The organism is Kouleothrix sp. 19917 (assembly GCF_057073505.1).
Genome location: NZ_CP097099.1, coordinates 8,427,446 through 8,453,839, shown reverse-complemented (window position 1 = coordinate 8,453,839; position 26,394 = coordinate 8,427,446). Strand labels below are relative to the sequence as shown.

The 26,394-nt window shown below is 64.6% G+C and carries 25 protein-coding genes; 17 read left to right on the top strand and 8 right to left on the bottom strand.

The genetic code is table 11. The features are described from left to right. The first annotated feature begins 17 nt into the window (after positions 1–17). The 8 genes from M1P90_RS34110 (at position 18) to M1P90_RS34075 (ending at position 8,128) form a co-directional block, all read left to right on the top strand. Positions 18–1,775: an Rqc2 family fibronectin-binding protein gene (locus M1P90_RS34110; protein WP_483700359.1), complete on the top strand. Its 1,758-nt coding sequence runs from the start codon at positions 18–20 to the stop codon at positions 1,773–1,775. A 137-nt stretch (positions 1,776–1,912) separates the two neighbouring features. Next, the gene (locus M1P90_RS34105; RefSeq protein WP_483700357.1) at positions 1,913–2,572 is read left to right on the top strand and encodes a DedA family protein; all 660 of its coding nucleotides are present in this window, start codon (positions 1,913–1,915) and stop codon (positions 2,570–2,572) included. Positions 2,573–2,605: 33 nt separating this feature from the next. Further along, complete coding sequence (locus M1P90_RS34100) at positions 2,606–2,836, top strand: hypothetical protein (protein ID WP_483700355.1); 231 nt, start codon at positions 2,606–2,608, stop codon at positions 2,834–2,836. A gap of 71 nt (positions 2,837–2,907) precedes the next feature. Then, positions 2,908–3,813: a dihydropteroate synthase gene (gene folP, locus M1P90_RS34095; RefSeq protein WP_483700353.1), complete on the top strand. Its 906-nt coding sequence runs from the start codon at positions 2,908–2,910 to the stop codon at positions 3,811–3,813. A gap of 110 nt (positions 3,814–3,923) precedes the next feature. Continuing rightward, positions 3,924–4,580, top strand: a complete 657-nt coding sequence (locus tag M1P90_RS34090) for a 50S ribosomal protein L25 (protein WP_483700351.1) — start codon at positions 3,924–3,926, stop codon at positions 4,578–4,580. 293 nt (positions 4,581–4,873) lie between these two features. After that, positions 4,874–5,632 carry a WecB/TagA/CpsF family glycosyltransferase gene (locus tag M1P90_RS34085; protein WP_483700349.1) on the top strand — a complete coding sequence of 253 codons (759 nt, stop codon included), beginning with the start codon at positions 4,874–4,876 and terminating at the stop codon, positions 5,630–5,632. A 118-nt stretch (positions 5,633–5,750) separates the two neighbouring features. Beyond that, positions 5,751–6,776, top strand: coding sequence for a phosphotransferase family protein (locus tag M1P90_RS34080; protein ID WP_483700347.1), 1,026 nt, complete (start codon positions 5,751–5,753; stop codon positions 6,774–6,776). A 362-nt stretch (positions 6,777–7,138) separates the two neighbouring features. Next, positions 7,139–8,128: a hypothetical protein gene (locus M1P90_RS34075; RefSeq protein ID WP_483700345.1), complete on the top strand. Its 990-nt coding sequence runs from the start codon at positions 7,139–7,141 to the stop codon at positions 8,126–8,128. A gap of 124 nt (positions 8,129–8,252) precedes the next feature. Here M1P90_RS34075 and M1P90_RS34070 read toward each other — a convergent pair whose 3' ends face one another. Continuing rightward, the gene (locus M1P90_RS34070; protein WP_483700343.1) at positions 8,253–8,972 is read right to left on the bottom strand and encodes an SDR family oxidoreductase; all 720 of its coding nucleotides are present in this window, start codon (positions 8,970–8,972) and stop codon (positions 8,253–8,255) included. A gap of 282 nt (positions 8,973–9,254) precedes the next feature. Here M1P90_RS34070 and M1P90_RS34065 point away from each other — a divergent pair, with 282 nt between their 5' ends. Then, entirely contained in the window at positions 9,255–10,904 is a 1,650-nt protein-coding gene (locus M1P90_RS34065; RefSeq protein ID WP_483700342.1) for a DEAD/DEAH box helicase, read from the top strand. A 103-nt stretch (positions 10,905–11,007) separates the two neighbouring features. Here the strand turns inward: M1P90_RS34065 and M1P90_RS34060 are convergent, their stop codons facing one another. After that, positions 11,008–11,871: an alpha/beta fold hydrolase gene (locus M1P90_RS34060; RefSeq protein WP_483700341.1), complete on the bottom strand. Its 864-nt coding sequence runs from the start codon at positions 11,869–11,871 to the stop codon at positions 11,008–11,010. A gap of 13 nt (positions 11,872–11,884) precedes the next feature. Beyond that, a complete protein-coding gene (locus M1P90_RS34055; protein WP_483700339.1) occupies positions 11,885–12,730 on the bottom strand; it encodes a GNAT family N-acetyltransferase in 846 nt (281 codons plus the stop codon). A 135-nt stretch (positions 12,731–12,865) separates the two neighbouring features. Here M1P90_RS34055 and M1P90_RS34050 point away from each other — a divergent pair, with 135 nt between their 5' ends. After that, positions 12,866–13,642 carry a sortase gene (locus M1P90_RS34050; protein WP_483700337.1) on the top strand — a complete coding sequence of 259 codons (777 nt, stop codon included), beginning with the start codon at positions 12,866–12,868 and terminating at the stop codon, positions 13,640–13,642. 79 nt (positions 13,643–13,721) lie between these two features. On the opposite strand, the gene M1P90_RS34045 is transcribed toward M1P90_RS34050, so the two are convergent. From M1P90_RS34045 to M1P90_RS34030, 4 genes are all read right to left on the bottom strand, one after another. After that, the gene (locus tag M1P90_RS34045; RefSeq protein ID WP_483700336.1) at positions 13,722–14,231 is read right to left on the bottom strand and encodes a cyclic nucleotide-binding domain-containing protein; all 510 of its coding nucleotides are present in this window, start codon (positions 14,229–14,231) and stop codon (positions 13,722–13,724) included. Between the two features lie 56 nt (positions 14,232–14,287). Then, a complete protein-coding gene (locus M1P90_RS34040; RefSeq protein WP_483700335.1) occupies positions 14,288–14,947 on the bottom strand; it encodes a response regulator in 660 nt (219 codons plus the stop codon). A gap of 15 nt (positions 14,948–14,962) precedes the next feature. Beyond that, positions 14,963–16,519, bottom strand: a complete 1,557-nt coding sequence (locus M1P90_RS34035) for a sensor histidine kinase (RefSeq protein ID WP_483700333.1) — start codon at positions 16,517–16,519, stop codon at positions 14,963–14,965. Positions 16,520–17,407: 888 nt separating this feature from the next. Next, positions 17,408–18,064 (bottom strand): class II aldolase/adducin family protein, encoded by a 657-nt coding sequence (locus M1P90_RS34030; RefSeq protein ID WP_483700332.1) that lies wholly within the window; start codon positions 18,062–18,064, stop codon positions 17,408–17,410. Between the two features lie 232 nt (positions 18,065–18,296). Between M1P90_RS34030 and M1P90_RS34025 the strand changes: the two genes are divergently transcribed. The 4 genes from M1P90_RS34025 to M1P90_RS34010 all read left to right on the top strand — a co-directional run bounded on the left by M1P90_RS34025 (position 18,297) and on the right by M1P90_RS34010 (position 22,568). Next, positions 18,297–19,091: an IclR family transcriptional regulator gene (locus tag M1P90_RS34025; protein ID WP_483700331.1), complete on the top strand. Its 795-nt coding sequence runs from the start codon at positions 18,297–18,299 to the stop codon at positions 19,089–19,091. 219 nt (positions 19,092–19,310) lie between these two features. After that, positions 19,311–20,555, top strand: a complete 1,245-nt coding sequence (locus M1P90_RS34020; protein WP_483700330.1) for an acyl-CoA dehydrogenase family protein — start codon at positions 19,311–19,313, stop codon at positions 20,553–20,555. A gap of 120 nt (positions 20,556–20,675) precedes the next feature. Continuing rightward, on the top strand, positions 20,676–21,452 hold the full coding sequence (locus M1P90_RS34015; protein ID WP_483700329.1) for an electron transfer flavoprotein subunit beta/FixA family protein: 777 nt from the start codon (positions 20,676–20,678) through the stop codon (positions 21,450–21,452). A 129-nt stretch (positions 21,453–21,581) separates the two neighbouring features. Then, positions 21,582–22,568 carry an electron transfer flavoprotein subunit alpha/FixB family protein gene (locus M1P90_RS34010; RefSeq protein WP_483700328.1) on the top strand — a complete coding sequence of 329 codons (987 nt, stop codon included), beginning with the start codon at positions 21,582–21,584 and terminating at the stop codon, positions 22,566–22,568. A 63-nt stretch (positions 22,569–22,631) separates the two neighbouring features. Here M1P90_RS34010 and M1P90_RS34005 read toward each other — a convergent pair whose 3' ends face one another. After that, positions 22,632–23,522, bottom strand: a complete 891-nt coding sequence (locus tag M1P90_RS34005) for a hypothetical protein (protein ID WP_483700327.1) — start codon at positions 23,520–23,522, stop codon at positions 22,632–22,634. A 209-nt stretch (positions 23,523–23,731) separates the two neighbouring features. Here M1P90_RS34005 and M1P90_RS34000 point away from each other — a divergent pair, with 209 nt between their 5' ends. From M1P90_RS34000 to M1P90_RS33990, 3 genes are all read left to right on the top strand, one after another. Next, positions 23,732–24,769, top strand: a complete 1,038-nt coding sequence (locus M1P90_RS34000; protein WP_483700326.1) for an E3 binding domain-containing protein — start codon at positions 23,732–23,734, stop codon at positions 24,767–24,769. Between the two features lie 242 nt (positions 24,770–25,011). Continuing rightward, the gene (locus tag M1P90_RS33995; RefSeq protein ID WP_483700325.1) at positions 25,012–26,076 is read left to right on the top strand and encodes a 6-phosphofructokinase; all 1,065 of its coding nucleotides are present in this window, start codon (positions 25,012–25,014) and stop codon (positions 26,074–26,076) included. Between the two features lie 80 nt (positions 26,077–26,156). Continuing rightward, on the top strand, positions 26,157–26,387 hold the full coding sequence (locus M1P90_RS33990) for a hypothetical protein (protein ID WP_483700324.1): 231 nt from the start codon (positions 26,157–26,159) through the stop codon (positions 26,385–26,387). The last annotated feature ends 7 nt before the right edge of the window (positions 26,388–26,394 follow it).

Sequence of the window (26,394 nt, the reverse complement as noted above, 5' to 3'; positions counted from 1 at the left end):
CAAACGGACGCCGAGCAATGTATTTCGATTCGCTTACCCTTGCCGCAGTGGCCGATGAGCTGCGGGACAGTATTCTTGGGGGCCGCATTCAGCGCGCGCTGCTGCCCAGCGATCTGAGCGTCGGGCTTGAAATTTACGCCACCGGCCGCCGCTACCACCTGCTGCTGTCGGCGCACCCGCAGTTTACGCGCGCCCACCTCAGCAGCGCCAAGCTTTCGCGCGGCGTCGAGCGCGATACGCCCCTGCTCTTGCTGATGCGCAAATACATCGTTGGCGGGCGCATTGTTGCGATCGAACAGCCAGAGCTTGAACGGGTGTTGGTGCTAAGTATAGTCAAAGCGTCGCAAGCGCGCAACACGCCCGCCGACGACGAGGACGCGCCGCCCGAAGAAGAAGCCGACGACGAGCCACTTTTTGATGAAGCAACTGCCTGGCGCACCGAGCTGGTGGTGGAAACGCAGGAGCGGCGCGGCAATGTCATTCTGATCGACGACGACAATATTATCCTCGAAAGTGTGCGCCACATCTCGCCACGCCAGAGCCGCCGCCCGATTCGCCCGCACGAAGCCTACGAGCTGCCGCCGCGCCAGGACAAGCGCGACCCGCGCCAGGCCACGCCCGATGGTCTGCGCGCCATGCTCGAAACGAATACGCGCGAGCTGTGGCGCGCCATGGTCAACACCTACCGCGGCCTGTCGCCGCTGGCCGCCCGCGAAGCAGCGTTTCGCGCCACTGGTGCCGCCGACACCGCGCTTGGGCCGGATCTGCCGTGGGCGCGGCTGGCGCTGGCGCTGCGCGGGCTGTGGACCGACGAGCCACAGCCATCGCTCGTGGCGGGCGCGGAAGGGCCGCAAGCCTATGCGCCCTATCCGCTCACGCACCTGCCCGACCCCGCGCCCGTGCCGTCAATGAGCCGCGCGCTCGAAACATTTTACAGCGCCTACGAGCAGCTTAGCTCACACCAGCAGCGCCGTGCCGCCCTGCGCAGCCAGCTGGCCGATGCGCGCGAACGGCTGGATGCCCAGCGCAGCAGCCTGGCCGCGCAGCTTGCACGCGCCGCCGAACTCGACCGACTGCGCTGGGAAGGCGAGATGATCTACGCCTTTCTGCATACGCTTGCGCCCGGCCAGGCCGCGCTGGAAGTTGAAGAACGTACCATCACGCTCGATCCGCGCCAGAGCGGTGTGGAAAACGCCCAGGAGCGCTTCCGCGCCTACGACAAGGCCAAAGGTGCGCTGGCCGGCGTGCCCGAGCGCCTGCGCGAAGCCGAAACGCGCCTGGCTGGCATCGACCAGACGATTGCGCTGCTGGAGCTGGCCGAGGGCTTCGAGCAGATCGAGGGCATTGCGCGCGAGATCGTTGAGCAAGGGCTGGTGCGCCCCAACCCGCGCCGCGCCGCGCCAAAAACGCGCCGCCAGCCGCCGCTGCGGGTCGTCTCGCCCGAAAATTACACGATCTATGTTGGGCGCAGTGCCGGCCAGAACGAAGAAGTCACCTTCAAGCTTGGCGCCGCCGACGACCTGTGGCTCCACGCGCGCGGCCTGCACGGCGCGCATGTCATCATCAAAAGCGGTGGCCGCGAGGTGCCACCCGCAACACTTCAGCAAGCCGCCGAGCTGGCCGCCTACTTCTCGCAGGCACGCAGCGAAGCCGCCGTCGAAATCGACATTGCGCGGCGCAGCCAGGTGCGCAAAATCCCGAATGGCCCGGTTGGGCTGGTGAGCTACCATGCCGAGCGCACCATTCGCGCCGCGCCACGCAGCCCGGTAGTGTAATCATTTCATAAACAGATTGTCAGCGTACGCGTGTTGACAGTCATTCTGCCGATCTAGTACAATCCGAACGGATGGCGGGCATCAGCAAAGCCCTCGCCCGCACTTTATTATCACTATTCGTAAAGGATTTACACACAATGGGTCAGATCATCGATTTTGTCTTGCATATTGACAAATATCTTGGTGAGTTTATTCAGCAGTATGGCACGCTCACCTATGTGATCCTCTTTCTGGTTATTTTCTGCGAAACCGGCCTGGTCATCACGCCCTTCCTGCCCGGCGACTCGCTGATTTTTGCGGCCGGCGCACTGGCGGCAATCGATACGACTGGCACGCTGAATGTGTTTTTCCTGTTCGCGCTGCTGGCCTTCGCGGCAGTAATTGGCGACACTGTGAACTACATGATCGGCGCGAAGTTCGGCACCAAGCTGTTCGAATACAACATCCCGCTGCTGAAAAAAGAGCACCTCGACCGCACCTACGAGTTCTACGAGAAATACGGCGGCAAAACGATTATCCTGGCACGTTTCGTGCCAATTGTGCGTACATTCGCGCCGTTTGTGGCCGGCGTTGGCCGCATGAACTACAGTCGATTCATTACATTCAACATTGTTGGCGGCATAGCCTGGGTCGCGATCTTTCTCTTCCTGGGCTATGTGTTCGGCAATGTGCCGTTTGTGAAAGAGAACTTCGAGATCGTCACGCTGGCGATTGTGCTGATCTCGGTGCTGCCGATGGTGTTCGAGTACATTCGCAGCCGCCGCGCCAAGGCCACGGTGGCAAAAGAAACCGCGTAGGCGCAGGCCGGCAGCTTGCGCAAAGGAGTTGGCATGGCACTTGGCAAGCTGATTGGGCGGCAACTGCCCGAACCACCCGAAGGGGCCAGCGGCTCGATTGTCGAGCAGATCATGGCCATCCCGCAGCTTGGCGCGGCGCGCCTGTTCTGGGATAACTTTCGCGATTTGCAGCCCTGGTGGCCCGTGCTGGTGCCGCTGCTTCTGTGGGTCGGCGTCAGCACCTACCGCAAAGAGCGCGCGGCAATCGCGGGCGAAACGAGCTAATCGGCAGATGGATATGCAGGGCGGGGAGTCGGCAACGGCTTCCCGCTTTTTGGTTGGAAAGGACGCGGTTCATGCCCGAACACACCGCTCGGCCCGCGCTGCCGCTTGTCCATGGCGCATTGGAATGGGGCGCGCGCACTTTCGTGATGGCAATCATCAACGTCACGCCCGATTCGTTCAGCGCCGATGGGCTGGCGCAGCCCGGCGCCGACATTGCCGCGCTCGCGCTTGCCCAGGCCCGCCGCGCCGCCGCCGAAGGCGCCGACATCCTCGACATTGGCGGCGAATCGACCCGCCCCGGCGCCGCGCCAATTGGCCCGGAAGAAGAATTGCGCCGCGTGCTGCCGACCATTCGCGCCATCGCCGCCGAGATTGCTCTGCCGATTTCAATCGACACCTACCACGCCGACGTGGCCGCCGCCGCGCTGGATGCCGGCGCGCAAATTATCAACGACATCTGGGGCTTGCGCACGCCCGAGTGGGGCTGGAACGCGCCGCTGGCGCAGCTTGTGGCGCAGCGCGGCGTACCAATCGTGCTGATGCACAACCGCCGCGCCCAGGCCACCATTGGCGCGCTGGGCGGGCACTACCGCGACGTGCGCTACAGCGACCTGCTGGGCGAAATTGTTGCCGAATTGCGCGAAGCGGTGGCCTTTGCCGAGGCGCAGGGCATTGCGCGCGCCCGCATCATTGCCGACCCCGGCATTGGCTTTGGCAAAACGCCCGCGCAGAATCTCGAACTGGTGCGCCGCCTGGCAGAATTGCGCGCGCTCGACCTGCCGCTGCTGGTTGGCGCATCGCGCAAATCGTTCATCGGCCTGCCGCTCAACCTGCCGCCCGCCGAGCGCGACGAAGGCACTGCCGCCGTTACGGCCCTGGCGATAGCGGCCGGTGCCGACATTGTGCGCGTGCATAACGTGCAAATGAACGTGCGCGCCGCCCGCATCACCGACGCAATTCTGCGAACGGCCGGGTAGCGCTTGCGCATCGCAGCCACGAATGGTATACTCTCCGACTCGGAGCTACCGGGCAATGCCCCTAGCTGATGGCGAAGGTATTTGCAACTCTTTAAGGAGCACACAACCCCATGGCAGATCGTTTGAGTCTTTCACTTGAAAACCGCACGCTGGTTGGCAAAAAAGTCAGCCGGCTGCGGCGCGAAGGCATCGTCCCTGCGACTGTGTACGGCAAGGGCGTCAGCCCGATCTCGGTGCAGATGAATGCACGCGCGTTCGGCGACACCTACCGCCACGCTGGCCGCACGGGCCTGATCGACCTGAGCATCCCTGGCCAGAAGAGCATTTCGGTGTTCGTGCACAACTTGCAGCGCCACCCGGTCACGCGCAACATCATCCATGTCGACTTCCTGGCCGTCGACCTGCGCACCGAAGTCACGGTCGATGTGCCGCTGCACATCGTTGGCGAGTCCGAGCTGGTGAAGCGCGGCGATGCCCTGCTGAACCAGGTGCTGACCTCGCTGGCCGTGCGCGCGCTGCCGGCCGATATCCCTTCGTCGATCTCGGTCGACGTGAGCGGGCTGGATAGCTTCGACAAGAGCATCCACGTCAGCGATCTGTCGCTTGAATCCAAAGGCGAGATCGTGACCCCGGCCGACGAGCTGGTGGTCAGCTTGTCGCAGGCCCGCGACGAGGAGGAAGAGGCCGCCGAGGAAGAGGCTGGCGAGAGCGAGCCCGAGCTGGTGGGCGAAGAGAGCGCGGACGACGAGGGCGAAGGCGACGAGTAGTCGTACCATGCTGCCTGTTACGCACAGCCCCTGCCAAAAACGGTGGGGGCTGTGTTTTGCCCGCCAGACGGGCCAGCATTTTTGGAAAAACAAAAACCCCCGCCAGTGGCGAGGGCTTTTGTTTAAGGACGGGCATCACCGGGATGACTATACTGCCATTCCCCCGGTGATGCCCTTACGCTCATTACTCATGGGCATCACCTCCTTTGCGCCTGGACGGCATATCAGGATGATGCGGTAACTATACCCGAAAGAAATGGCGCTGTCAAGACCTTTTTGGGGCAATTTCGAACATGATTTCTGAACCTGAATCACCCGCCCGCATCCGTATTCTGGGCGTTGCGATCGACAATATCGACGAAGCGGGCGCGCTTGAGCACATTGCAGGCTACCTTAGGAGCGGCCAGCCGCACCATGTCGTCACAGTTAATCCCGAGTTTGTGATGGAAGCGCGGCGCAACCCGATTTTCCGGCGCGTGCTGGCCGCCGCCGACCTGGCGACGCCTGATGGCGTGGGCCTGGTGCTGGTGGCGCGCTGGCGCGGCACACCCCTGCGCGGGCGCGTAACGGGCGTGGCACTGACCGAGCGTATTGCGGCGCTGGCGGCCCGCGAGGGCTGGTCGCTCTTCCTGCTGGGCGCGCAGCCCGGCATTGCCGAGCGCGCCGCCGCCGCGTTGCAGGCGCGCCACCCCGGCCTGCGTATCGCTGGCTGCTATGCTGGCTCGCCGCGCCCCGCCGACGAAGACGCGATTGTGGCGCGCGTGGCGGCGGCGCGGCCCGATGTGCTGCTGGTTGCCTATGGCCACCCCGCGCAAGACCTGTGGATTGCGCGCGCCCAGCCGCGCCTGCGCGTGCCAGTGGCGATTGGCGTGGGGGGCGTGTTCGACTACCTGGCCGGCGCGGTGCCACGCGCGCCCGCCTGGGTGCGCCGGATCGGGCTGGAGTGGCTATACCGCCTGATTCGCCAGCCGTGGCGCTGGCGGCGCATTGTGGAAGCGGTGCCGCTGTTCCTGTGGGCGGCCTGGCGCGAAGGCCGGCAGAGGGCGCAATAATTCCGCCGAATTGCCGATGCGCCGCCGCCGCAATGTGCGTATACTCATGGCTGGATTCGCTGGGCTCTAGCCACACGCTGCTCGGCAAATATAGCAAACCCAAAGGCAAGCAGCACGTATGCCCCTCGACATCGAACAGCCCGAAGCGCTCCTCAACTATCTTCGCACAAACGGCCGCATTGGCCCAAACGAACAAGCCAGCATCCACACTCTCGGCGGCGGCGTTTCGAACCGCACCGTGCTTGTCGAGCGCGCAAATGGCGAAGCGTGGGTTATCAAGCAAGCCCTGCGCCGCTTGCGTGTGCCGGTGGAATGGTACAGCCCGCCCGAACGCATTCATCGCGAGGCGCTGGGCCTGGTGTGGCTGGAACAGCTCACGCCCGCCGGTACGATCACGCCGCTGGTGTTTGAAGACGAAGCCAGGCACCTGCTGGCCATGCGCGCAGTGCGCAAGCCCCACGAACCGTGGAAAGCGCAACTGCTCGAAGGGCGAGTCGATCTGCGCTATGTTGGGCAGTTTGGCGCGATCCTCGGCACGCTGCAGCGCAACTCGTCGCAGCGGCGGGCCGAACTACCGGCCCAGTTCAACGACCGCTCGTTCTTCGAGACGCTGCGCACCGAGCCATACTATATCTATGTCTGGACGCGCCTGCCCGAAACAGCAGCCTTCTACGACCGCCTGATCCACGAAACGCGCACGCACCGCCAGGTGCTGGTGCATGGCGATTACAGCCCCAAGAATATGCTCATCCACGCCGGCAAGCTCATCCTGATCGACCACGAAACGATTCACTTTGGCGACCCGGCCTTCGACCCGGGCTTTGCGCTGGCGCACCTGCTCAGCAAGGCGAACCATGTGGCCGCAAAGCGCGATGCCCTGCTGGCGGCTGCCCTGCGCTTCTGGGAGGCCTACTGCGCCAGCCTGGGCAGCGTGCCGTGGGCGAGTGGGCTGGAAGCGCGCGCCGTGCGCCATGCGCTTGGCTGCCTGCTGGCGCGCGTGGCCGGCCGCTCGACACTGGCCTACCTCACCACTGCCGAGTGCGAAGATCAGCAAGCCGCCGCCCTGGCGATGATTGCGCATACACCCACCAGTGTTGCTGAGCTTGTGGAAGAGTTCGGCCGCCTGCTTACCCGCGGGGCATGAGCCGGCCACGCGTCTCAGCCATATCTCATCTTTTCCTCATCTTCATGCTGGAACAATTGGGTGCCAGATTTCGTTTGATAGATCAGAAGTGGTGAATGCTTGCGGCGAGCGCACTGCTTAGGACCAAACGCACACTGGACCCCACAGCCGCCTTCACTATCCCTCCCGGCTGCTCACGCGGCCGTTACCACACTTCGCCCGGCCGCCCTATGGCGGCCGGGCGCTCTTTTTGCGCACAAACTCATCTGCGAAAAAGCGTTTCTTGCACGTCCATAGTAGTAGAACTGGCAACGCGCCCGGCAAGCTGTGGTATAGTCGCAGATCCAGCGCGCTGAAGCTGGGCGGCTAGCAACAATACCGATATGGCGAATGTAACGCTTGGCCCGGTGGTGCTGCGCGCATCGGCGGCGGCCATGATGAAATGTATGGTGGGGCTGCATAGCTGGCACACCGCGCAGGGGCTGCACGGGCAGGACGCCGCTGCGGCACTGTATCGCGAGCTGTGCCAGGATGTGATGGCGCGGCCCGATACGCTGGAGCTCCATACGCTCGCCGCCGAGATCGCTGTGCGGCTGGGCGCGATCCAGCGCGGGCAGGATGCCGCTGAGAGCTATGCCCAGCGTCTGCGGGCATTTGTGCGCAACCACGACGACCGCGCCCAGCTGGAGCAAACCGCCAGCCAGATCGAGATCTGGCTCCATGGGCTGGCCGACTCGGCGTATGGGCGGCTGGCCGCGTGCGCGCTGGAGGTGCTGGCCGAGCTTGGCGCAACGTTGCCCGGCGCGCAACCCTTCCGCGATGCCTATGTGACGATTGCGCCGCCCGGGCAGGCCAGCACCGGCCAGTATGTGCCCTGGCTGGCGGCGGTGGCGGTGCAGATCGATACCATCCTGCGCGGGCCATTCCCCGAGCTGGAATTTATCGAGACGCTGCTGCACGAGCAGGTTCACGCCGTCATTCACGAGCGCATGGCCGACGGCGGCGAGCACTACCAGCGCCTGCCCTGGCTGAACGAGCTAGCCGCGATCACGCTCAGCCAGTATGCGCTGGGCCGCGCCTATGCCAGCCTGCGCGGCGAGCCTGCGCTGGCGAATGTGCCCGATGCGCTGCGCCTGTCGCGTGAGCAGCAGGAATGGGGCGACCTGGCAAGCGCCGTGCTGCGCGCCACGCGTGAGCCGCTGGTGGGCTGGCGCGCGTGGCAGGCGATCTTTGCGCGCGGGGCATATGCGCGCCGCAACTTCGCGCACCGCACCATGCTGCCCGCCATGCTGGCCGAAGCCGGCTGGCCTGCCAACTTCCCCTTCCACTACGGCGCGCACAGCGTCGATTGCCGCGACGACTGGGTGGATTAGGGCAATACTTTTCAAATAAAGGCGCCGGGAGTTTTTACCACCAAGACACCAAGACACCAAGGGCTACAGGAAGCCATAAAACTTGGTGTCTTGGTGGTTGTTTAAAAACGTGTTGGAGTGAGGTTTACATCTCGACCTGGCGCGGCATCACCGGCAGCTCGTCCACCCGCAGCGAGGGCGGCAGCGTACACGTCCACAGCACGGCCTCGGCCACATCGTGCGCGGTCATCAGCTGGCGGCGGAAATCTTCGCTGGGGTTGAGCGGGTGAATATCGGTGTTGATCATGCCGGGGAAGAGCGTAGTGACAAAAATATTCGCGGGCCGCAGCTCGTGGCCGAGCGCCTGCGACAAACCCGACAGCGCAAACTTGGCCGCGCAGAACGGCGCAATATTCGCCACCCCCAGCTTGCCCACCCGCGAGCTGATATTGATGATCGTACCGCCGCGCTGGCGCTTCATGTGCGGGATGACGGCGCGCGAGGTATAGAACGCGCCCGTCAGATTGGTATCGACAACCGTGCGAAACTCCTGGTCGCTGAACTGCTCAAGCGGCGCGATCTTCATGATCACGCCGGCCGCATTCACCAGGATATCGACGCGGCCAAACAGGTTAAACGCGCTGTCGACCAGGCGCGCTACCTGCGCCGAGCTGGTGACATCGGTGGGGATGGCGAGCGCCTGCCCGCCTTCGCCGGCGATCTCGCCGACCAGCCATTCGAGTTTATCGCGCCGGCGCGCCGCTGCCGCCACCAGCGCGCCTTCGCGCGCGAGCAGCCGGGCAGTTTCATAGCCAACGCCGCTGGACGCGCCTGTGATCACGGCGACACGCCCTTGTAGCTTCATGCAAGCCTCGTTCTAGTGCTACGGTTCGTGGCGCGATTATACCATTCCTGTGCACTCGGTCTGCCGCCGCATGCTGACGCGGCGCAGAGCCTCGCGTGCAAAAAGCGCCAATGCGCGGTATAATAACATCTGCTGTAGAAAACAGCCGCTGTAGCACGATGGTGAAACAGAAGCGCTTGTGATGTCAACAACCTGCGAACGCCTCGCCGCGTGCATGTGATGTGATTGAGCGCAAGAACAATTCTTGCGCTCGTTAATTTTTTCGTGATCAAGGATTCTATTGTGACAGTACCCCCTTCCATAAGCTTCGCTGAGCTTGGGCTGAGCGAGCCGACGCTGCGGGCGATCGGTGAGCTGGGCTATGAAGAACCAACCCCGATTCAGGCGCGCACCATCGTGAAGATGCTCGCCGGCAACGATGTGATCGCGCAGGCGCAAACCGGCACCGGCAAAACCGCCGCCTTTGCGCTGCCGATTATCGAGGCGCTGAACCCCGAACTGCGCGCCCCCCAGGCGCTGGTGATGACGCCAACACGCGAGCTGGCCGTGCAGGTGGCCGAGGCATTGCATTCGTATGGCAAGTTTCATCAGCATGTGGCGATTCTGCCCGTGTATGGCGGCCAGCCGATCGACCGGCAGCTGCGCGCGCTGCGCGGCGGCGTGAATGTGGTGGTCGGCACGCCCGGCCGCCTGCTCGACCATATTCAGCGCGGCACGCTCAAGCTCGATCAGGTGCGCACCGTTGTGCTGGACGAAGCCGACGAAATGCTCGACATGGGCTTTATCGAAGACATTGAGTCGATCCTGAAGGAAACGCCGGAAGACCGGCAGACCGCGCTGTTCTCGGCTACCATGCCCGGCCCGATTGCCGCGCTGGCCAAGAACTACATGCGCGAACCCGAGCGCATCACCATTCAGGCCGAGCACATGACGGTGCCGCAGATCCGCCAGATCTACTACGAAGTTGGCGGGCGCGACAAGTTCGAGATCCTGGGCCGCGTGCTCGATTTCGAAATGCCGTCGTCGGCGATTATTTTCTGCCGCACCAAAAGCGAAGTTGACTCGCTGGGCGAGCGGCTGATTGCGCGCGCCTTCCCGGCCGAAACGCTGCACGGCGACCTGAGCCAGGTGCAGCGCGACCGCGTGATGCAGCGCTTCCGCACCGGGCAGGTCGAGCTGCTGGTTGCCACCGACGTGGCGGCGCGCGGCCTCGACATCGAGCACGTATCGCACGTGATCAACTACGACATCCCGCTCGACCCCGAGGTGTATGTGCACCGGATTGGCCGCACCGGCCGCGCCGGCCGCACTGGCAGCGCGATCACGCTTGTGACGCCACGCGAGCGGCGGCAGCTGCGCACCATCGAGCGCATGACCAACGCGACCATCCAGCGCATGCGCCTGCCCACCATCGCCGACGTGATTGCGCGCCGCCGCGAGTCGTTCAAGGAAACGCTGCGCGAGACGATCACGGGCGCGGGGCTGGAGCCATACCAGATTATGGCCGAGGAGCTGGGCGAGGAATACAGCCCGACCGATCTGGCGGCGGCGGCCTTCAAGCTACTGCTCGACCAGTCGCTGATGGAGACGGAAGACCCACTGGCGGGCATGGATCAGGATCGCTTCGACGATGATCGCGAGCGCCGGCCGCAGCGCACACGCACCCGCGAGTTTGGCCCAAGCCAGGGCATGACGCGACTGTACATCGATGTTGGCCGCGACGACAATGTGCGCCCGGCCGATATTGTGGGCGCAATTGCAAACGAGGCCGGCATTCCTGGCCGTGCAATCGGCGCGATCGAGCTGTTCGAGCATTTCGCGCTGGTCGAAGTGCCGAGCAACGCCGCTGAGAAGGTGCTACGCGCGCTGCGCCACACGACTATTCGTGGCCGCAAGATTGCGCCGAGCATTGCGCGCCCGCCGCGACGCTAGCATAGAAGCGCTGTCCACAGACTAAATAGATGGCGCAGATTCGGCTTGAGAGAGCCTAATCTGCGCCTTCTGCCTAGCCTGTAGTTTTTTTATTTCCCGCGATTTACCACTGCCCGGCCAGCCCACCGCCCGCGCGGCCCAGCGCCTGCCGTCCAATCAAAAATTCTTCTATCGCAGCGTTAAAGGCGTCCGGCGCTTCGAGGTTCGAAAGATGCCCCGCGCCCGCGATTTCCACCAGCCGGCTGCCGGCGATCTTCTCGTGCATGGCGTGCGCCTCGGCCGGTGGCGTCAGCGCATCTTCGCTGCCCACAATAATGAGCGTGGGAATATGGAGCGCGGCCAGATCAGGCGCGGAGTCGGGGCGGGCAGCCATGGCGCGCTGGGCGGCAGCTACTCCGGCGCGGTCGTTCGCCGCCACAATCTTGCGCACTTCTTCGCGCACAGCCTCGCTTGCGCCCGGCGCGAGCAGCCTGGGCAGCATGGCCGCGCCAACCGCTTCGGCACCCTGCGCCTCGGCCAGCTGCGCGCTTTGCTCGCGGCCAGCGCGCCCCTCAGGTGTATCGGCGCCAGCGCGCGTATCGGCCAGCACCAGACGCGCCACGCGGGCGGGGTGGCGGCGCAGCAGCGCAAACGCAATATAGCCGCCCATCGAGAGGCCCACCACGGTGGCGTGTTCGATCTTCAACGCTACCAGCAGCGCCGCCAGGTCGTCGGCAGCCTGGTCGAGGCTGGCCATGCCTGTGCCGCGCGCCGTGCCGCCAAAGCCGCGCAGGTCGGGCGCGATCACGCGAAAGCGCGTCGAGAGCGCGTCGATCTGGTCTTCCCACATGGCGCTGCTGAGCGGAAAGGCGTGAACCAGCAGGATCGGCTCGCCCTGCCCTTCGTCGCGGTAGCGCATCGCAATACCGTTCACCGTCGCCGTGCCCGTTGATTCGTGCGTGCGGCGGAACCAATCGAATAGTGGCATGGCCTTCTCCCCTTTATGTCAGGTCAATCGAAAGTTCGTGCTGGCGTTCGGCCTCGGTGAAGCCCAGTTCCTCGAAGGCGGCGGTCAGCGCACTGTTGGCAGGCTCGTTGCTGCTGCTGATGGGCGCGCCGCGCCCTTGCAGGGCGTGCAGCACAATGCGTGCCCCCTCGGCGCGTGTGGCCCCCAGGTCGGCAATGCGCAGCGGCTCGCCGTCCTGCCCGTGGAACAGCGCATACGCGGCCGGGCGCTCGTCTTCGATCAGGGCCAGGCCGCGCAGCCCGGCGCGCACCAGCAGCGCCGGCAGATCGCGCTGCCAGGCGGCTGGCACCGGGTGAAGGGCGTCGAAGTGCGCCAGCAGCGCGCGCGGCTCGGCTTCCACCAGCGCGCCGGGGCGGGCTGTTTCGGCCGGTGGTGCGTCGTTCGTGCCTTCCCAGCGCAGAATGTGCAGATCGCGTACCTGCTGAAGGCCAGCGCGGCGATAGGTTGCAATTGCCGGCGCGTTGCGAGTCAGCACTTCCAGGCTCAGGCGGCGCGCGCCAGCCGCCCGCGCAGCCGCAATCATAGCCTCGGCCAGCGGCAGGGCCAGGCCGCGCCCGCGCTGCGCGCTCACAATCCCAAATCCGCCACACCAGGCCTGATCGCCGCGCAGCGCCACTATTGCAAGCCCGGCCGGCACGCCATCTACGTGCATTACCACCGAGCGCGCCAGGTCGATCTGCTCGCCGCGCACACGCAGCGCCAGCGCCTCGGCCGAAATAACCGCCGGGTAGAAATAGCCCTCGAATGAGCTCGTAAAAAGATCGGCCAGCGCATCGAGCGAGAGCGACGCGGCGGGCAGAAACTGCGGTTCGTGAGGCATCGGGTGGCCTTTCACATGCGGCACGCCGACTGGCAGCGCCCTACGCGCCAGTATAGCACGCACCGGCGCGCAGTTGTTCTGCATGGTATAGTTACAGGGTCAAGCGTCAGTATGAAAGCAATTTTGGAGAACGGCATGCGACGACATTTGTGGCTTTGTATTCCCGTAGCTATAGTTCTGAGCGCGTGTGGCGGGGCTGATCAGGCCGCCGAGCCGACCAGCATACCCGCGCCCACCAGCGCGCCGCTTCCCACCGACGACCCGAACCTGTTCCGCGCCGAGCCAACTGCCGCGCCAACCGAAGCGCCAACCGAGGTGGTGCCGACCAGCACGCCCATTCCCACCGCCGAACCCGCACCAACTGTTGCAGCAGAACCAACCGCAGCACCAGCGCCAACCACAACGCTTGAACCAACCCTTGTGCCCAAGCCCACCGCAGCCGCCGCGAAAAACCCGCCCGCCGCTGCGCGCGCGCCTTCGCGCATTGTGATTGGCGACATTGGGCTGGATTACACGCCCGTGTCGGTTGGCCTTGATCGCAACCGCGTTCCGGTTGTGCCCGATCACGACGTGGGCTGGTATAACCTGGGCGCCGCGCCAGGCCAGGGCGAAAATGTTGTGTTCTGGGGCCATGTGCTGCGCTTCCGCAACGCGCCAAAAATCCCCGCGCCGTTTGCACGCATGAAAGAGCTGAATGTAGGTTCAAGCGTGGTGGTGTACGACGCGGGGGGCGAACCACACAACTACGCCGTCACGCGCACCTTCTGGGTCACGCCCGACCAGGTCGAGGTGATTTTGCCGCAGGGCAAAGAGATGATCACGATGGTGTCGTGCATTGGCGACAAAGTCATCCAGAATGGCGAAGTGGTGGACGAAAGCCATCGACTGATTGTGGTGGCCGAGCCGGCGTAGTGCGCTCAATTCCACCAAACAACAAAAACGCGGCAGCCAGTATCGACTGGCTGCCGCGTTGCTTTTCCCAAAAGATTGCTTATGTCGAAGAATGCACCTTGCCCAGCTCGTCGTGCTGCCAGCGGATCTGGCCGCGCAGCAGCAAGTTCGACGAGCGCAGCTTGAAGGCCAGATCCTGCGCGAGATTGCGGATGACAACATAGCCAATGCGCGGGTCGGATTCGCACAGCTGGCGAAAATCCTGCTCGTGCATCACAATCAGTGTCGTCGGGTCGACCGCCTCGACCGTGGCCGAGCGCGCGGCATTGTTCAGCAGGATCATTTCGCCAAAGCACTGGCCGGGGTAGAGGCGATTGATCGTCGAGGGTGAAAACGCGCCGTCGGGGCCGCGCGTGTTGATCATCACGCGCACGCAGCCCTCAAGGATGACATACAGCTCTTTGCCGCTGTCGCCTTCCTTGAAAATTGCCCGGCCCGCGCCGACCTTCAGCCCGCTGCACAGCGCGGCCACTTTCACCAGCTCACTATCGACCAGGCCAAGAAAGATTTCGGCGCGCCGCAGATGATCGATCAGTTTTGGGTTTGTCATGGCCGTCTTTCTGTTGCACGGGCGAGGCCGGGGTAGTATAGCACAAACGCAGCCGTTTATGGCTCCTTGGTCTCGTCCAGCGGCACCAGCCGTTCGCGCAGCGCCAGCAGCGCCGCCTGCGTGCGATCTTGCAGGTGCAGCTTGGAAAGAATATTACTCACATGCGTTTTCACCGTGCGCTCGCCCACCACCAGATGGTCGGCAATTACGGCATTGCTCATGCCACGCGCGATGCAGGCCAGCACGTCGCGCTCGCGCTCGGTGAGCTGGTCGAGCGGCGAGTTGCGCGCGCCCGAAAGCTCCTGCATCAGGCGCGCCGCCACAGTTGGGTGCAGCGTGGCTTCGCCGCGGCGGGCTGCGCGAATGGCGCGCACCAGCTCGTCGGGGCCAACTTCTTTCAGCAGGTAGGAAAGCGCGCCGGCCTTGATCGCCGGGAAGATGCGCTCGTCTTCGCTGTAGCTGGTCAGCACAATCACCTGCGTGCTGGGGCTGGCCTGTTTCACCTGGCGCGTGGCGGCGATGCCGTCCATGCCGGGCATCACCAGGTCCATCAGCACTACGTCGGGCAGCAGGCGCTGCGCCAGCGCCACGCCTTCTGTGCCGCTGCCGGCGTCGCCCACCACCTCGATGTCGTCATAGGTTGCCAGCAGCGCGCCCAGGCCGCGCCGCACCACGCCGTGGTCATCCACCAGCAGCACCCGAATTGTCTCGCTCATACGGCGCTCCTTCCTTTATCGCGCGGCGGCCAGCCCGGCCTGGCGCTTGATTTCATCCACCACCGGCAGGCAGACGCGCAGCGTCGTGCCCTGGCCGGGCGCGCTGCGCAGCTCGATCTGCCCGCCCAGGGCGGCGGCGCGCTCGCGCATGCTGTGCAGCCCCAGCGAGCCATCGCTCGGCGCGGCGCGCGTGTCGAAGCCGCGCCCGGCGTCAGCAACTGTCAGCAGCACTTCTTCGTCGCCATATTCCAGCGCAATGCGGGCAGCGCGCACGCCGCTGTGGCGCGCAACATTCGCCAGCGCCTCCTGCGCAATGCGGAACAGCGCCTGCTCGTGCTCAAGCGGCAGGCGTCGCTCGCCATCGATCTGCAGGTCGATCGCCAGACCCTGCCGGTCGCGCGCGGCCACTGCCAGGTCGCGCAGCGCCGGGGCCAGGCCACGGTCGCCCAAGGCGGCTGGCCGCAGCGCAAAGATCAGGCTGCGGGTTTCTTGCAGGGCGCGCTGGGCCATGGTTTGAATTTCGTCGAGCTGTTGGGCGGCCAGCGCGGGCTGGCGTTCGAGCGTGCGGCGCGCGGCGGCTGCCAGCATCGAAAGGCTGAACAGCTCCTGGCTGACGCTGTCGTGCAGGTCGCGGGCGAGGCGGTTGCGCTCTTCGACCATCGCGAGGTGGCCAGCCTGCTCGGCAAGCTGCGCATTCTGGTCGGCCAGCTGGCGCAGCGCCCGCAGGGTGTCGGCAAGCTGGTCGGCCATCGTGTCGAACTGGCGGCCAAGCTGGCCGATCTCGTCGGATGCATTGTCGCGCACGCGCTGGGCCAGGTCGCCAGCGGCGAGGGCGGCATTGGCCCGCGTCAGGCGCACCAGGCGGCGGCTGAAACCGCGCCCGGCGAACCAGCCATACAGGAGGCCCAGCAGCCCGCTGATGCCCACAACCGGCAGCAGCACGATCAGCAGCGACAGCGACACGCCGCCGATCAGCTCAGCAATCGGCAGCGGATCGGAGCGCATCACAACCGCCCCCAGCACCGTTCCATCTTCGCCCTGCACCGGCGCGGCCGACACAAGCTGCCGGTTCGTGCCTACCCACCCCGAGAGCTGCACCGTGTCGGTGATGCCCCGCAGCGCGCGCTCGGCATAGCTGTACACGTCGGGCTGCTCAAGCGTGGCCAGCGCAGCGCCCGGCTGGTAATTGCCGCGTGGAATGGCTGCCACCAGCGCGCCACGCGCGTCGATCACAAAGGTCTGCACAGTGATGTTTTCGCCGCCCAGGTTCATCTGCAGGCCAGGCTCGGACGTATTGAGCTGCTGGGTGTCGCGCTGAATCAGGTCGGTAATGCGCGCGGCAACCGCTGCGGCAGGGTTGGCGGGCTGGACGAAATCGGCGCGCAGGGCGGCGGCATAGGTGCTGGCGCGGGCCTGGAATGCGTCGGTGATCAGGCGCGAGTTGAACAGGAAGATCAGCGCAGCTACCAGCAGCAGCTCGCCAACCAGCGCCACCAGCAGCGCCACCAGCACATACGAGCCGGCGAGCTTCCAGCGGATGGTGCCAAAGCGGCGCAGCAGTGTGTTCTGCATACTCGTTCTTTGCACGCCTAACGGGCGGCTCGACATTGGTTAAAAGCACGAACAAACGCATTATAGCGCACACTATCGACTGGCACGCCGTATCAGCGCCCGAGTGCAGCCTGTCAGTTTGGCAGTGGCTTGCTCAGACTTTTGACGGAGCATCGTGGAAAATCGCGCAGATCGCATTTAACCAACTGTAATGTACGCGGCTTGTTAGTATAAATCCGCAAGTGCTACGATACACCCAACGTATTGACTAAACCTAACGGAGCCAGCAATGTACCAGTACAACGACGAAGATCACGGCTGCGACTGCCCCGACCACGGGCCGTATGTTGACGATGATTGCCCCAAATGCTAATGCGCTAGCGCTTAGCCATATTGATACTTGCAGCGCGCACCCTCAGCGGTGCGCGTTTGTTTTTGCGCTGCGAGCGCGGCCGCCTGCGACCCATGAAGAACGAAATAATTTCACCACAGAGACACAGAGGCACGGAGATTTAGGATTTACGATGGACGATTTGCGATAGTGGCCGTCAGATAGTATCGAAGGGTGCCGTCTGCGAATGAGATTGTGCACGCGCGCCCTTCGATACGCGCTGCGCGCTACTCAGGACGCAGAAGAGTGCATACTGCCAACTGCCCACTGCCAACTGCACACTGCGCTCACCCTTTCACCCTGTCATCTTGTCACTCCTGCCAACTGCCCACTGCCACCCTTTCACCCTGTCATCTTGTCACTCCTGCCCACTGCCCGCTGCCCACTGCCCACTGCGCTCACCCTTTCACCCTGTCATCTTGTCACTCCTGCCCACTGCCAACTGCCCGCTCCCCACTACCCGCTGCCCACTGCCAACTGCGCTCACCCTTTCACCCTTTCACCCCAAGCCCCCAGAGTCACACCGCCGTGCGCTGATATTTGTTCAGCCACCAGCCGTGCAGCTCCTCGCAGGCCTCACGCGGCAGCGGCGTTGGCTCCACCCCGATCTGGCGCGCAAAGATATACGCCCGCGCCGTATCCTCCACCGCCACCGCCGTGGCAAACGCCCGCCGCAGGTTGCTGCCACACGTGACAATGCCGTGCTGGCCCATCACGGCCGCGCAGCCCGCGCCCACCGTGTTCACCATCAGCTCGGCAAACGCATCCGTGCCCGAAGGCATAAACGGCGCAACCGGCACCTCGTGCCCGATGCACGCCGCCGCCTCGGCCAGCACCAGCGGGATCGGGCGCAGCGCAGCCGCAAATCCCGAGGCGTAGGGCGCGTGGCAGTGCATCACCGCGCCCACATCGGCGCGGCGGCGAAAAAAGAGCGTGTGCAGCGGCGTTTCGATGGTTGGCTTCCAGCGCCCTTCCACCACCGCGCCTTCGCGGTCGATCACCACAATGTCTTCGGGTGTCATGGTGGCGTAGTCGGCGGCGGAAGGTGTGATTACCAGCAGGCCCGTGGCGTGGTCGAGCGCGCTGATATTGCCCTGCGAGCCGTGCGCCAGCCCGTCGGCGGCCATCTGGCAGGCGTAGCGAAAGACCTCTTCGCGAAGTTCGGCAAGTAGCATGGTGTTTCTCCTCGATGCGATTCTAGAGCGAAGAGCAGATCAATTGAGCCACAGAGCACACAGAGCGCACTGAGTTTGGTTTCGCTTCTCGGTGATCGTTGTGTTCTTCGTGGCTGAATCGTTAGCCCTCGACTGTGGCGCACATGCTACACCATAATTAGGGCGCGATTGACAGGCGGCGCGGGCGGTGGTAGACTAGCCATGTTCATTTAGCAAAACCGAGTTTCTTCTAATGAAACCAACCGAAACGACAACGAGGTCGCGGTATACAATTGAGGCGCTGGCGCGCGGCCTTGAGGTGCTTTCGCTCTTCACGGCGGCGCGGCCGGCGCTTTCGTTTCAGGAAATCGTCGATCAGCTTGGGCTGGCGAAAAGCACCGCCTTTCGCATCATCGCCACGCTGGAGCAGCTTGGCTACCTTGAGCAGGATGCCGCGACGCGCCGCTACCGGCCGGGCCTGCATGTCTTCCAGCTCGGTTTCGCCGCGCTGGCGGGCCTCGATCTGCAGCAGCTTGCGCGCCCATTTCTTGAGCAGCTTGCGCAGGAGCTGGGTGAAACCGTGAGCATGGCTGTGCTCGACGACCTCGATATCATCTACATCGACCGCATCCGCAACCGCGCAATCGTGGGCATGGTGCTGGGCATTGGCTCGCGCCTGCCGGCGCACTCGGCCTCGCTGGGCAAGGTGCTGCTGGCCGACCTGCCCGAAGCCGAATTGCTGGCGCGGCTGGAGCGCGCCGAGCTGGCCCGCCTGACCGAGCACACACTGGCCGACCGCGCCGCGCTTCTTCATGAGCTGGCGGCGATTCGCCAGCAGGGCTATGCGCTCAGCGACCAGGAGCTGGCGATTGGGCTGCGCGGCGGGGCCGCCCCGGTGCGCGACCGTACGCAGCGCGCTGTTGCGGCGATCAATGTTTCTGGCCCGGTCAGCAGCATCAGCGCCGAGCGGCTGGCGAACGACCTTGCGCCGGCAGTGGTGGCCACGGCGGGCCGCATCTCGCGGGCGCTGGGCTACGCGCCGGGGTAGGAAGCGGAGAACCAAGAACCGAAGAACCGAAGAACCGCAGAACCGCAGAACCGAAGAACCGCAGAACCGAAGAACCGAAGAACCGCAGAACCGAGAACCGAAGAACCGCAGAACCGAGAACCACAGAACCGCAAAACCGAGAACCAAGAACCTGCTAACTTTCCAACCTGGAACTTGCAACCTTCAAACCTGAAACCCGCAAACCCAAGAGGAGGCTGTATGGACTTTACCGCAAACTACGACATGTTCCTTGCCGACGAGCACGAGCTGCTGCGCAAAACCGTGCGCGATTTTGCCGAGAAGGAAGTTGCGCCCTACATCCGCGAGTGGGATCGCAGCGGCGCGGGCGCGGAAGGCCCGGAAACGCGCACGCACATTCGCCCACTGCTGCAGAAAATGGGCCAGCTTGGCTTTCTGGGCATTTGTGTGCCGGCCCGCTACGGCGGCGCGGGCATGGATTACCTGGCGCTGGCAGTGGTGTGCGAAGAGCTGGAGCGCGTCGATAGCGCGCTGCGCGTGGTGCTGAGCGTACACACCGGCCTGAACTCGCTGTCGCTGCTGCAGTGGGGCAGCGAAGAACAGAAGCAGAAATACCTCAAGCCGCAGGCCGAAGGCACGAAGTTCGCCGGGTACTGCCTGACCGAGCCGAACAGCGGCACCGACGCGGGCGCGATGCTCGCCACCGCGCGCAAGGACGGCGACTCGTACATTCTGAATGGCGAAAAAACCTGGATCAGCCTGGCCGACGTTGCCGACCACTTCCTGGTGTTTGCGAAAACCGACGGCTCGCAGGGCAACCGTGGCATTTCGTGCTTTATTGTCGAGCGCGCGTTTGCGGGCGTGTCGAGCCACCCGATCCACGGCAAGCTGGGCGTGCGCGCGGGCAACACCGGCTCGGTGGTGCTGCAGGATGTGCGCGTGCCGGCCGCCAACCTGCTGGGCGAAGAAGGCGAAGGCTTTAAGATTGCGATGTCGGCGCTGGACAACGGGCGCTACACCGTGGCGGCCGGCGCCACCGGCCTGATCCAGGCCAGCCTGGAAGCCAGCCTCAAGTACGCCCAGGAGCGCCAGACCTTTGGCGTGCCGATTGCCGACCACCAGCTCGTGAAGCGCATGCTCAGCCATATGGTGCGCAAGCTCGACACTAGCCGCCTGCTGGTGTACCGCGCTGGCTGGATGAAAAACCAGGGCCGCCGCAACACCCGCGAAACCACGCTGGCAAAGTGGCACGCCACCGTCAGCAGCTTCGAGGCCGCCGACGACGCGATACAGGTGCATGGCGCGTATGGCTACAGCGACGAATACCCGGTCGAGCGCTACCTGCGCAATGCCCGTGGCGCGATTATTTACGAGGGGACGCGCGAGCTGCAAGAGCTGCTGCAAGCCGATTTTGCGCTTGGCACCCGCGAAAACAAGCCGCTGCGCCGCGAGCTGCCCGCCTACAGCGCCGAAGACTGGGAATAAGCGGGGCATGCGGCACAGTTGCCGACCCTGACACCCACGTTACCTTTTCTTCATTGTACAACACGACTGCCGATGGTATAATGCACTGCGTCATATGGTTTCATTCAAGAGGAGAATGTCATGCACATCGTTGTTTGCATGAAGCAAGTCCCGCGCGACAACTCGGTGAAAATCAATGGTGATTTGAGCATCAACGCCGAGGGGATCGAGCAGATTATGAACCTGTTCGACGAGTATGCCGTCGAAGAAGCGCTCGAATGGAACGAGAAGCTGGGCGGCAAGGTCACGATTCTTTCGCTTGGCCCCGATGCGTGGAAAGAGCAGATCCGCCGCGCGCTGGCGATGGGCGCAACCGATTCGCTGCTGCTGAGCGACCCGAGCTTTGAGAAGCTGGATGTGCTTGGCGCGGCGCGCGTGGTTGCTGCCGCGATCAAGAAGCTTGGCGATGTCGACCTTGTGCTGGCGGGCCGCAACTCGACCGACGACGAGTCGGGCGCGTTTGGGCCGGCGCTGGCGCGCGCGCTCGGCTGGGCGCAGGTGACCTATGTCGGCAAGTTCCTTGGCATCGACGAGGGCGCGAAGACGCTGACGGCCGAGCGGCACCTGGAAGAGCAGATCGAAACGGTTGAGGCGAAGCTGCCAGCCGTCGCAACCGTGGTGAAGGACATCAACGAGCCGCGCTACCCCTCGCTGCTGCGCATCAAGAAGGTCGCCAAGGTCGAGATCCCAACCTGGGGCGCGGCCGACCTGGGCGTAAGCGCCGACGGCACTGCTGCCAGCATTGCCACGCGGGTGCCGCCGCCGCCACGCGCCAGGGGCGAGATGATCGAAGGCGCTGACGTGGGCGAAAAAGTGCGCAAGCTGGTCGAGAAGCTGCTGGAAGGCCAAGTTATTTGATGTTTGCAGGTTAAAGGTTGGAACGTTGGAATGTTTTCCATCGCACATCGAAGCAAACCGTTGTGCTGCGATGAGTCAACCTGCAACCTGCAAACGTGCGAACCTGCAACCTGCATACGGAGGACATAGATGTCGAACGAAATCTGGGTGCTGATCGAAAAAGCGCGCAACGCCGACAATATTGCCGCCATTTCGCGCGAACTGCTCGGCAAGGGTCGCCAGCTTGCCGATGCCGCCGGTGCGCCGCTGGCCGCCGTGGTGCTGGGCTCGGGCGTCGGCGCATTGGCCGAGCGCGCCTTCGCCTATGGCGCCGACAAGGCCTATGTGGTCGACGACGCGGCGCTGGCGCAGTACACCACCGATGGCTTTGTGGGCGCGGCAGCGGCGCTGGCGCAAAAGTATGCGCCGCAACTGTTTCTGACCGGCGCGTCCTTCCAGATGCGCGATTTCAGCGCGGCGCTGGCCGCCGAGCTGGGCGTGGGCCTGGCGGCAGACGCAACCAGCGTCACGCTTGAGGGCGGGCAGATCAGCGCGCTGCGGCCCTCGCACGGTGGCAATGTGATCAACACGCTGCAGTTTGGCGCGGCCCGCCCTGCCGTCGTCTCGGTGCGCAAGCAGAGCTTTGCCGAAGCCGCCGAGCAGGCTGGCCGCAGCGGCGAGCTGGTGAACGAGGCCATGCCCGGCGTCGAGATCCGCACCAAGGTCACCAATGTCGCCCCCAAGCAGGGCGCGGTCAACCTGGCCGACGCGGCGGTGATCGTGTCGGGCGGGCGCGGCCTGGGCAGCCCCGAGAACTACTTCAAGCTCATCCCGCCGCTGGCCGAGGCTGTGGGCGGCGCGTATGGCGCATCGCGCGCGGTGGTGGACGCCGGCTGGGTGCCCTACGAGCATCAGGTCGGCCAGACGGGCAAGACCGTCAGCCCGAAGCTGTACGTGGCCTGTGGTATCTCGGGCGCGATCCAGCACCTCGCCGGCATGCGCACCTCGCGCACCATCGTCGCAATCAACAAGGATGCCGATGCGCCGATCTTCCGCGTGGCCAGCTACGGCGTGGTGGGCGATGTGAATGAGATCCTGCCCCTGCTGACGAACGAGATCAAGCAGCGCAGCCATTAAGCAGACGAAGGACGAATGACGAAGGACGAAGGGCCAAAGTTCTTTTTGGTCATTCGTCCTTCGTCATTGGTCGTCTGTCTTCGCAAGCTCACGTAATCGCGCCAGGCGCGCGGGCTCCTGCTCGGCCATCCAGGCATCGCCCGCCAGCGCGGCATAGGCCCGCGCAAAGCATGGCCGCGCCGCTTCGGCCCGCCCGAGTGCGAGCAAATTCTCGCCCAGCTCCTCGTCCACATAGCCATCCTGCTCGCCACGCGCCGCAAGGTCGGCGGCTAGCGCCTGCTGGGCGGCCAATGCCTCGGCATAGCGCCCGAGCGCCCGCAGCCCACGCCCCACGCACCAGCGCGCCACCGCAATGCTCGCAGGGTCGCCATTCGCTTGCCGCTCGGCCAGCGCCCGCTCGAACATCGCCAGCGCCTGCTCGTGCTGGCCCAGCGCGTGGTACGACCAGCCCATGTTGTTGCAGAGCGATCCGAGCCATTTGCGCGCGCGCGGCTGCGGGCTGGTTTCGGCCAGCGCCAGCGCGCGCTGCTCCCAGGCCAGCTTCTCGGCCGGCGGCGACACAATCGCCAGCATATGCGCGGCATCCACCGCATAGCCGTCGTCGCCAGCCGCCTGCGCCGCTTCCCACGCCGCCTGAAAGAACGGCCGCGCAGCTTCGGGCTCGCCAGCCGAGTTGAACAGGCGGCCACGTTCGAGCGTGTGGCGCACACCGGCCACAGCAAGATTGGGAGAAAGAAGTGCAATTGCCGCGTCGAGCGTGGCGTGCGCCTCAGCGAAACGCCGCTGCAAGCCAAGCGCCCGCGCAAGTTGGGTCAGCAGTTGCGCATGGTAGTCGCGATTCCCGCTCTGCGCAGCCTGTGCCACGAGCGCGCGAAACCGCTGCTCGGCCGCGCCCGGGTTGTTGTAATCCCACAGCGCATCAAAATCGGGCTGGTCAGTTTCCTGCACGTCCATCGCCGCTCCTTCACATGCTCACACGCCGCTGTATTGTATAATATCGTTCGATTCGCCGCGCCAGGGCTATATCAACGCTGCAATAGGGACGAGATGTATCAACAGATTACGCCGATTACACAGATTTGAGGTCTCTATCTGCGTAATCTGCGTCATCTGTGGATGTTTTTGGTCCTTTCGCATAGCCCTGCTACAACACAAAGAAGACAATGACGTCGACTGAATACACCCTCCCCGCGCTGCCGTTTGGCGGTGGCGATATCACCATCCTGCGCTGGCTCAGGCGCCCCGGCGAGCAGGTCGCCGCAGGCGAGCCGCTGCTGATAGTTCTCACCACCCGCGCCGAGATCGCCCTGCCCGCGCCCGCATCCGGCGTGCTGGCGCGCGCCACCGACGAAGGCAGCACGCACCCGGCTGGCGCAAGCATCGCCGCCTTTGAGGCAGAAGCCACTGCCGATGCACCCACGCCTGAAGAAGCACGCGCCCCACGCACGCCGCGTGCCACGCCGCTGGCCCGGCGCATTGCCGCCGCCCACAAGGTCGCGCTCGAAACGCTGCTTGGCAGCGGGCCGGGCGGGCGCATCACCCGCGCCGACGTGCTGGCCGCCGTTGCGCCCGCGCCAGAAGCAGCCGCGCCTGCCACCCCAGTTCCAGCGCAGCACCCTGTCGCGCCGGTGGCGCAGCTCGCCGCCCGCGCCGACACCTACGTGCTCACGGCAATGCACGCCGACCTGAGCGCCGCCGCCGCGCTGTGTGAGCAGCTCGGCCCGATTTTTGCGCGGCGCGGCCTCGCTATTGATTTGGCCACCTGCGTGGCGCAGGCGATTGCCGCCGCACTGATACGCTACCCGCTGCTGAATGGCTGGTGGGATGGCGACCGAATTATCGTGCCGCGCCGGGTGCAGCTCGCCTGCCAGACCCCGGGGCACGCCGGCACGGTCACCGACGCGCAGGATCGCAACCTGCAAGGCATTGCGCGCGCCATGGCCCAGCCCGCGCCCGACGCCGCGCCAACCTTTCACTTCTTCGCCAGCAGCGCCGAGTGGCAACAGCCGCCCGCCACCAGCACCGCCGCGCTTGTGCTTGGCGCGGCCCGCCCGCGCCCCACCGTGCTTGCCGCCAACGAGCCACTTGCAGCGCGTCTCGGCGCTACGCTCACACTCGCCTACGACGCGCGCGTGGCCGATCACGCCTATGCCGACGCCTTTCTCCGCGCAGTGGTGGCGTATCTCGCCCGCGCTGCATAAAAACGCTGGTGGCCTGTTCTTTCAAAACACGCGCAAACAACGCAGCAGAATGCGCCGCGCCACCAACGACTGGATGTAGAAACTGCAATATCCAAACCCGCTAGCTGGTGTATAATGGGCGCCAGTATGCTCGCACATGGCGCACGATAGGAACATCGACGTTTCTGGCCCCGGCCAGATGGCTTGGGGCTGCCGTGGCGATCAGGTACGCTGAACTCGCAATGCGTACATGGAGGCAGGTAATGACTGGGAAAAAGGGACGTCGGCTAGCGGTGCTCACCAGTGGCGGAGATGCCCCTGGGCTCAATGCGGTCATCCGCGCAGTCGTCAAAATGGGCAATGGCCTGGGCTACGAAGTGCTGGGCATCCAGCGCGGCTATGAAGGCTTGCTTGGCGATGCCGACTACCGAGTGCTTACGGGCGCCGATGTGCGCGGCCTGCTGCCAATGGGCGGCACCGTGCTGCAAACCACCAACAAAGGGCACTTCGGCGGCAAGCACATCGAAGGGGCCGAAAACGACCCCTACACCGAAGCGCTGGCAAACATCCAGCGGCTGGGCATCAACGGCCTGATCACAATTGGCGGCGAAGGCACGCAGGGCATTGCGCTTGAGCTGGTGCGCATGGGCGCGCCAATCATCGGCGTGCCGAAGACGATCGACAACGACCTGCCCGGCACCGACCGCACCTTCGGCTTCGACACGGCGCTGCAGGTGGCTACCGACGCAATCGACCGCTTGCACACCACTGCCGCCAGCCACGAGCGCGTGATGGTGCTTGAAGTAATGGGCCGGCACGCCGGCTGGATCGCGCTGCACTCCGGCATCGCCGGCGGCGCCGACGTGATTCTCATCCCCGAGATTCCGTTCGACATCCAGAAAGTTGCGAACAAGATCCTGGATCGCGACAAGCACGGCAGCACATTCAGCATTATTGTGGTGGCCGAAGGCACGATGCCCAAGGGCGGCACGGCCTTCTACACCGCGCCCGGCCGCCTGGGCGGCGTGGGCTTCGCCGTGACCGACCAGCTTTCCGCGATGACCGGGAAAGACTGCCGCTGCGTGGTGCTTGGGCACCTGCAGCGCGGCGGCTCGCCCACCCCGGCCGACCGCCTGCTCGCCACGCGCTATGGCGCGGCCGCCGTTACCGCCCTGCACGAAGGCATCACCGGCGAAATGGTCGCGCTGCGCGCCCAGGACATCATCACCGTTCCAATCGAATCGGTGATTGGCCACCTCAAAACGGTGCGGCCGCACAACGACCTGATCCGCACCGCGCGCGGCCTTGGCGTGAGCTTTGGCGACTAGCAAGGTTTACGGTTTGCGATTTACGATTTACGAGACACCAGCGTCAAATCGTAAATCGTAAATCGTCAATCGTAACGACCATGGATCAGCTCTGGCTTGGCTATGATGGGCTCACGGTTCGCTACGCCGATGTAGCGGTGATTTTACACTATCACCCTTCGCTGGATGCCCGCATCATCCGCGCATATGGCCGCGTGCCAACCAATGTGCGCACAATCGTCGTCACCGGCGAAGGCGTATACCTCCCCTCCAGCTGGTCGATCGACCATCTGCGCCAACGCCTGCGCTACTGGCGCGGCGCGCGCGCATAAACGCCTC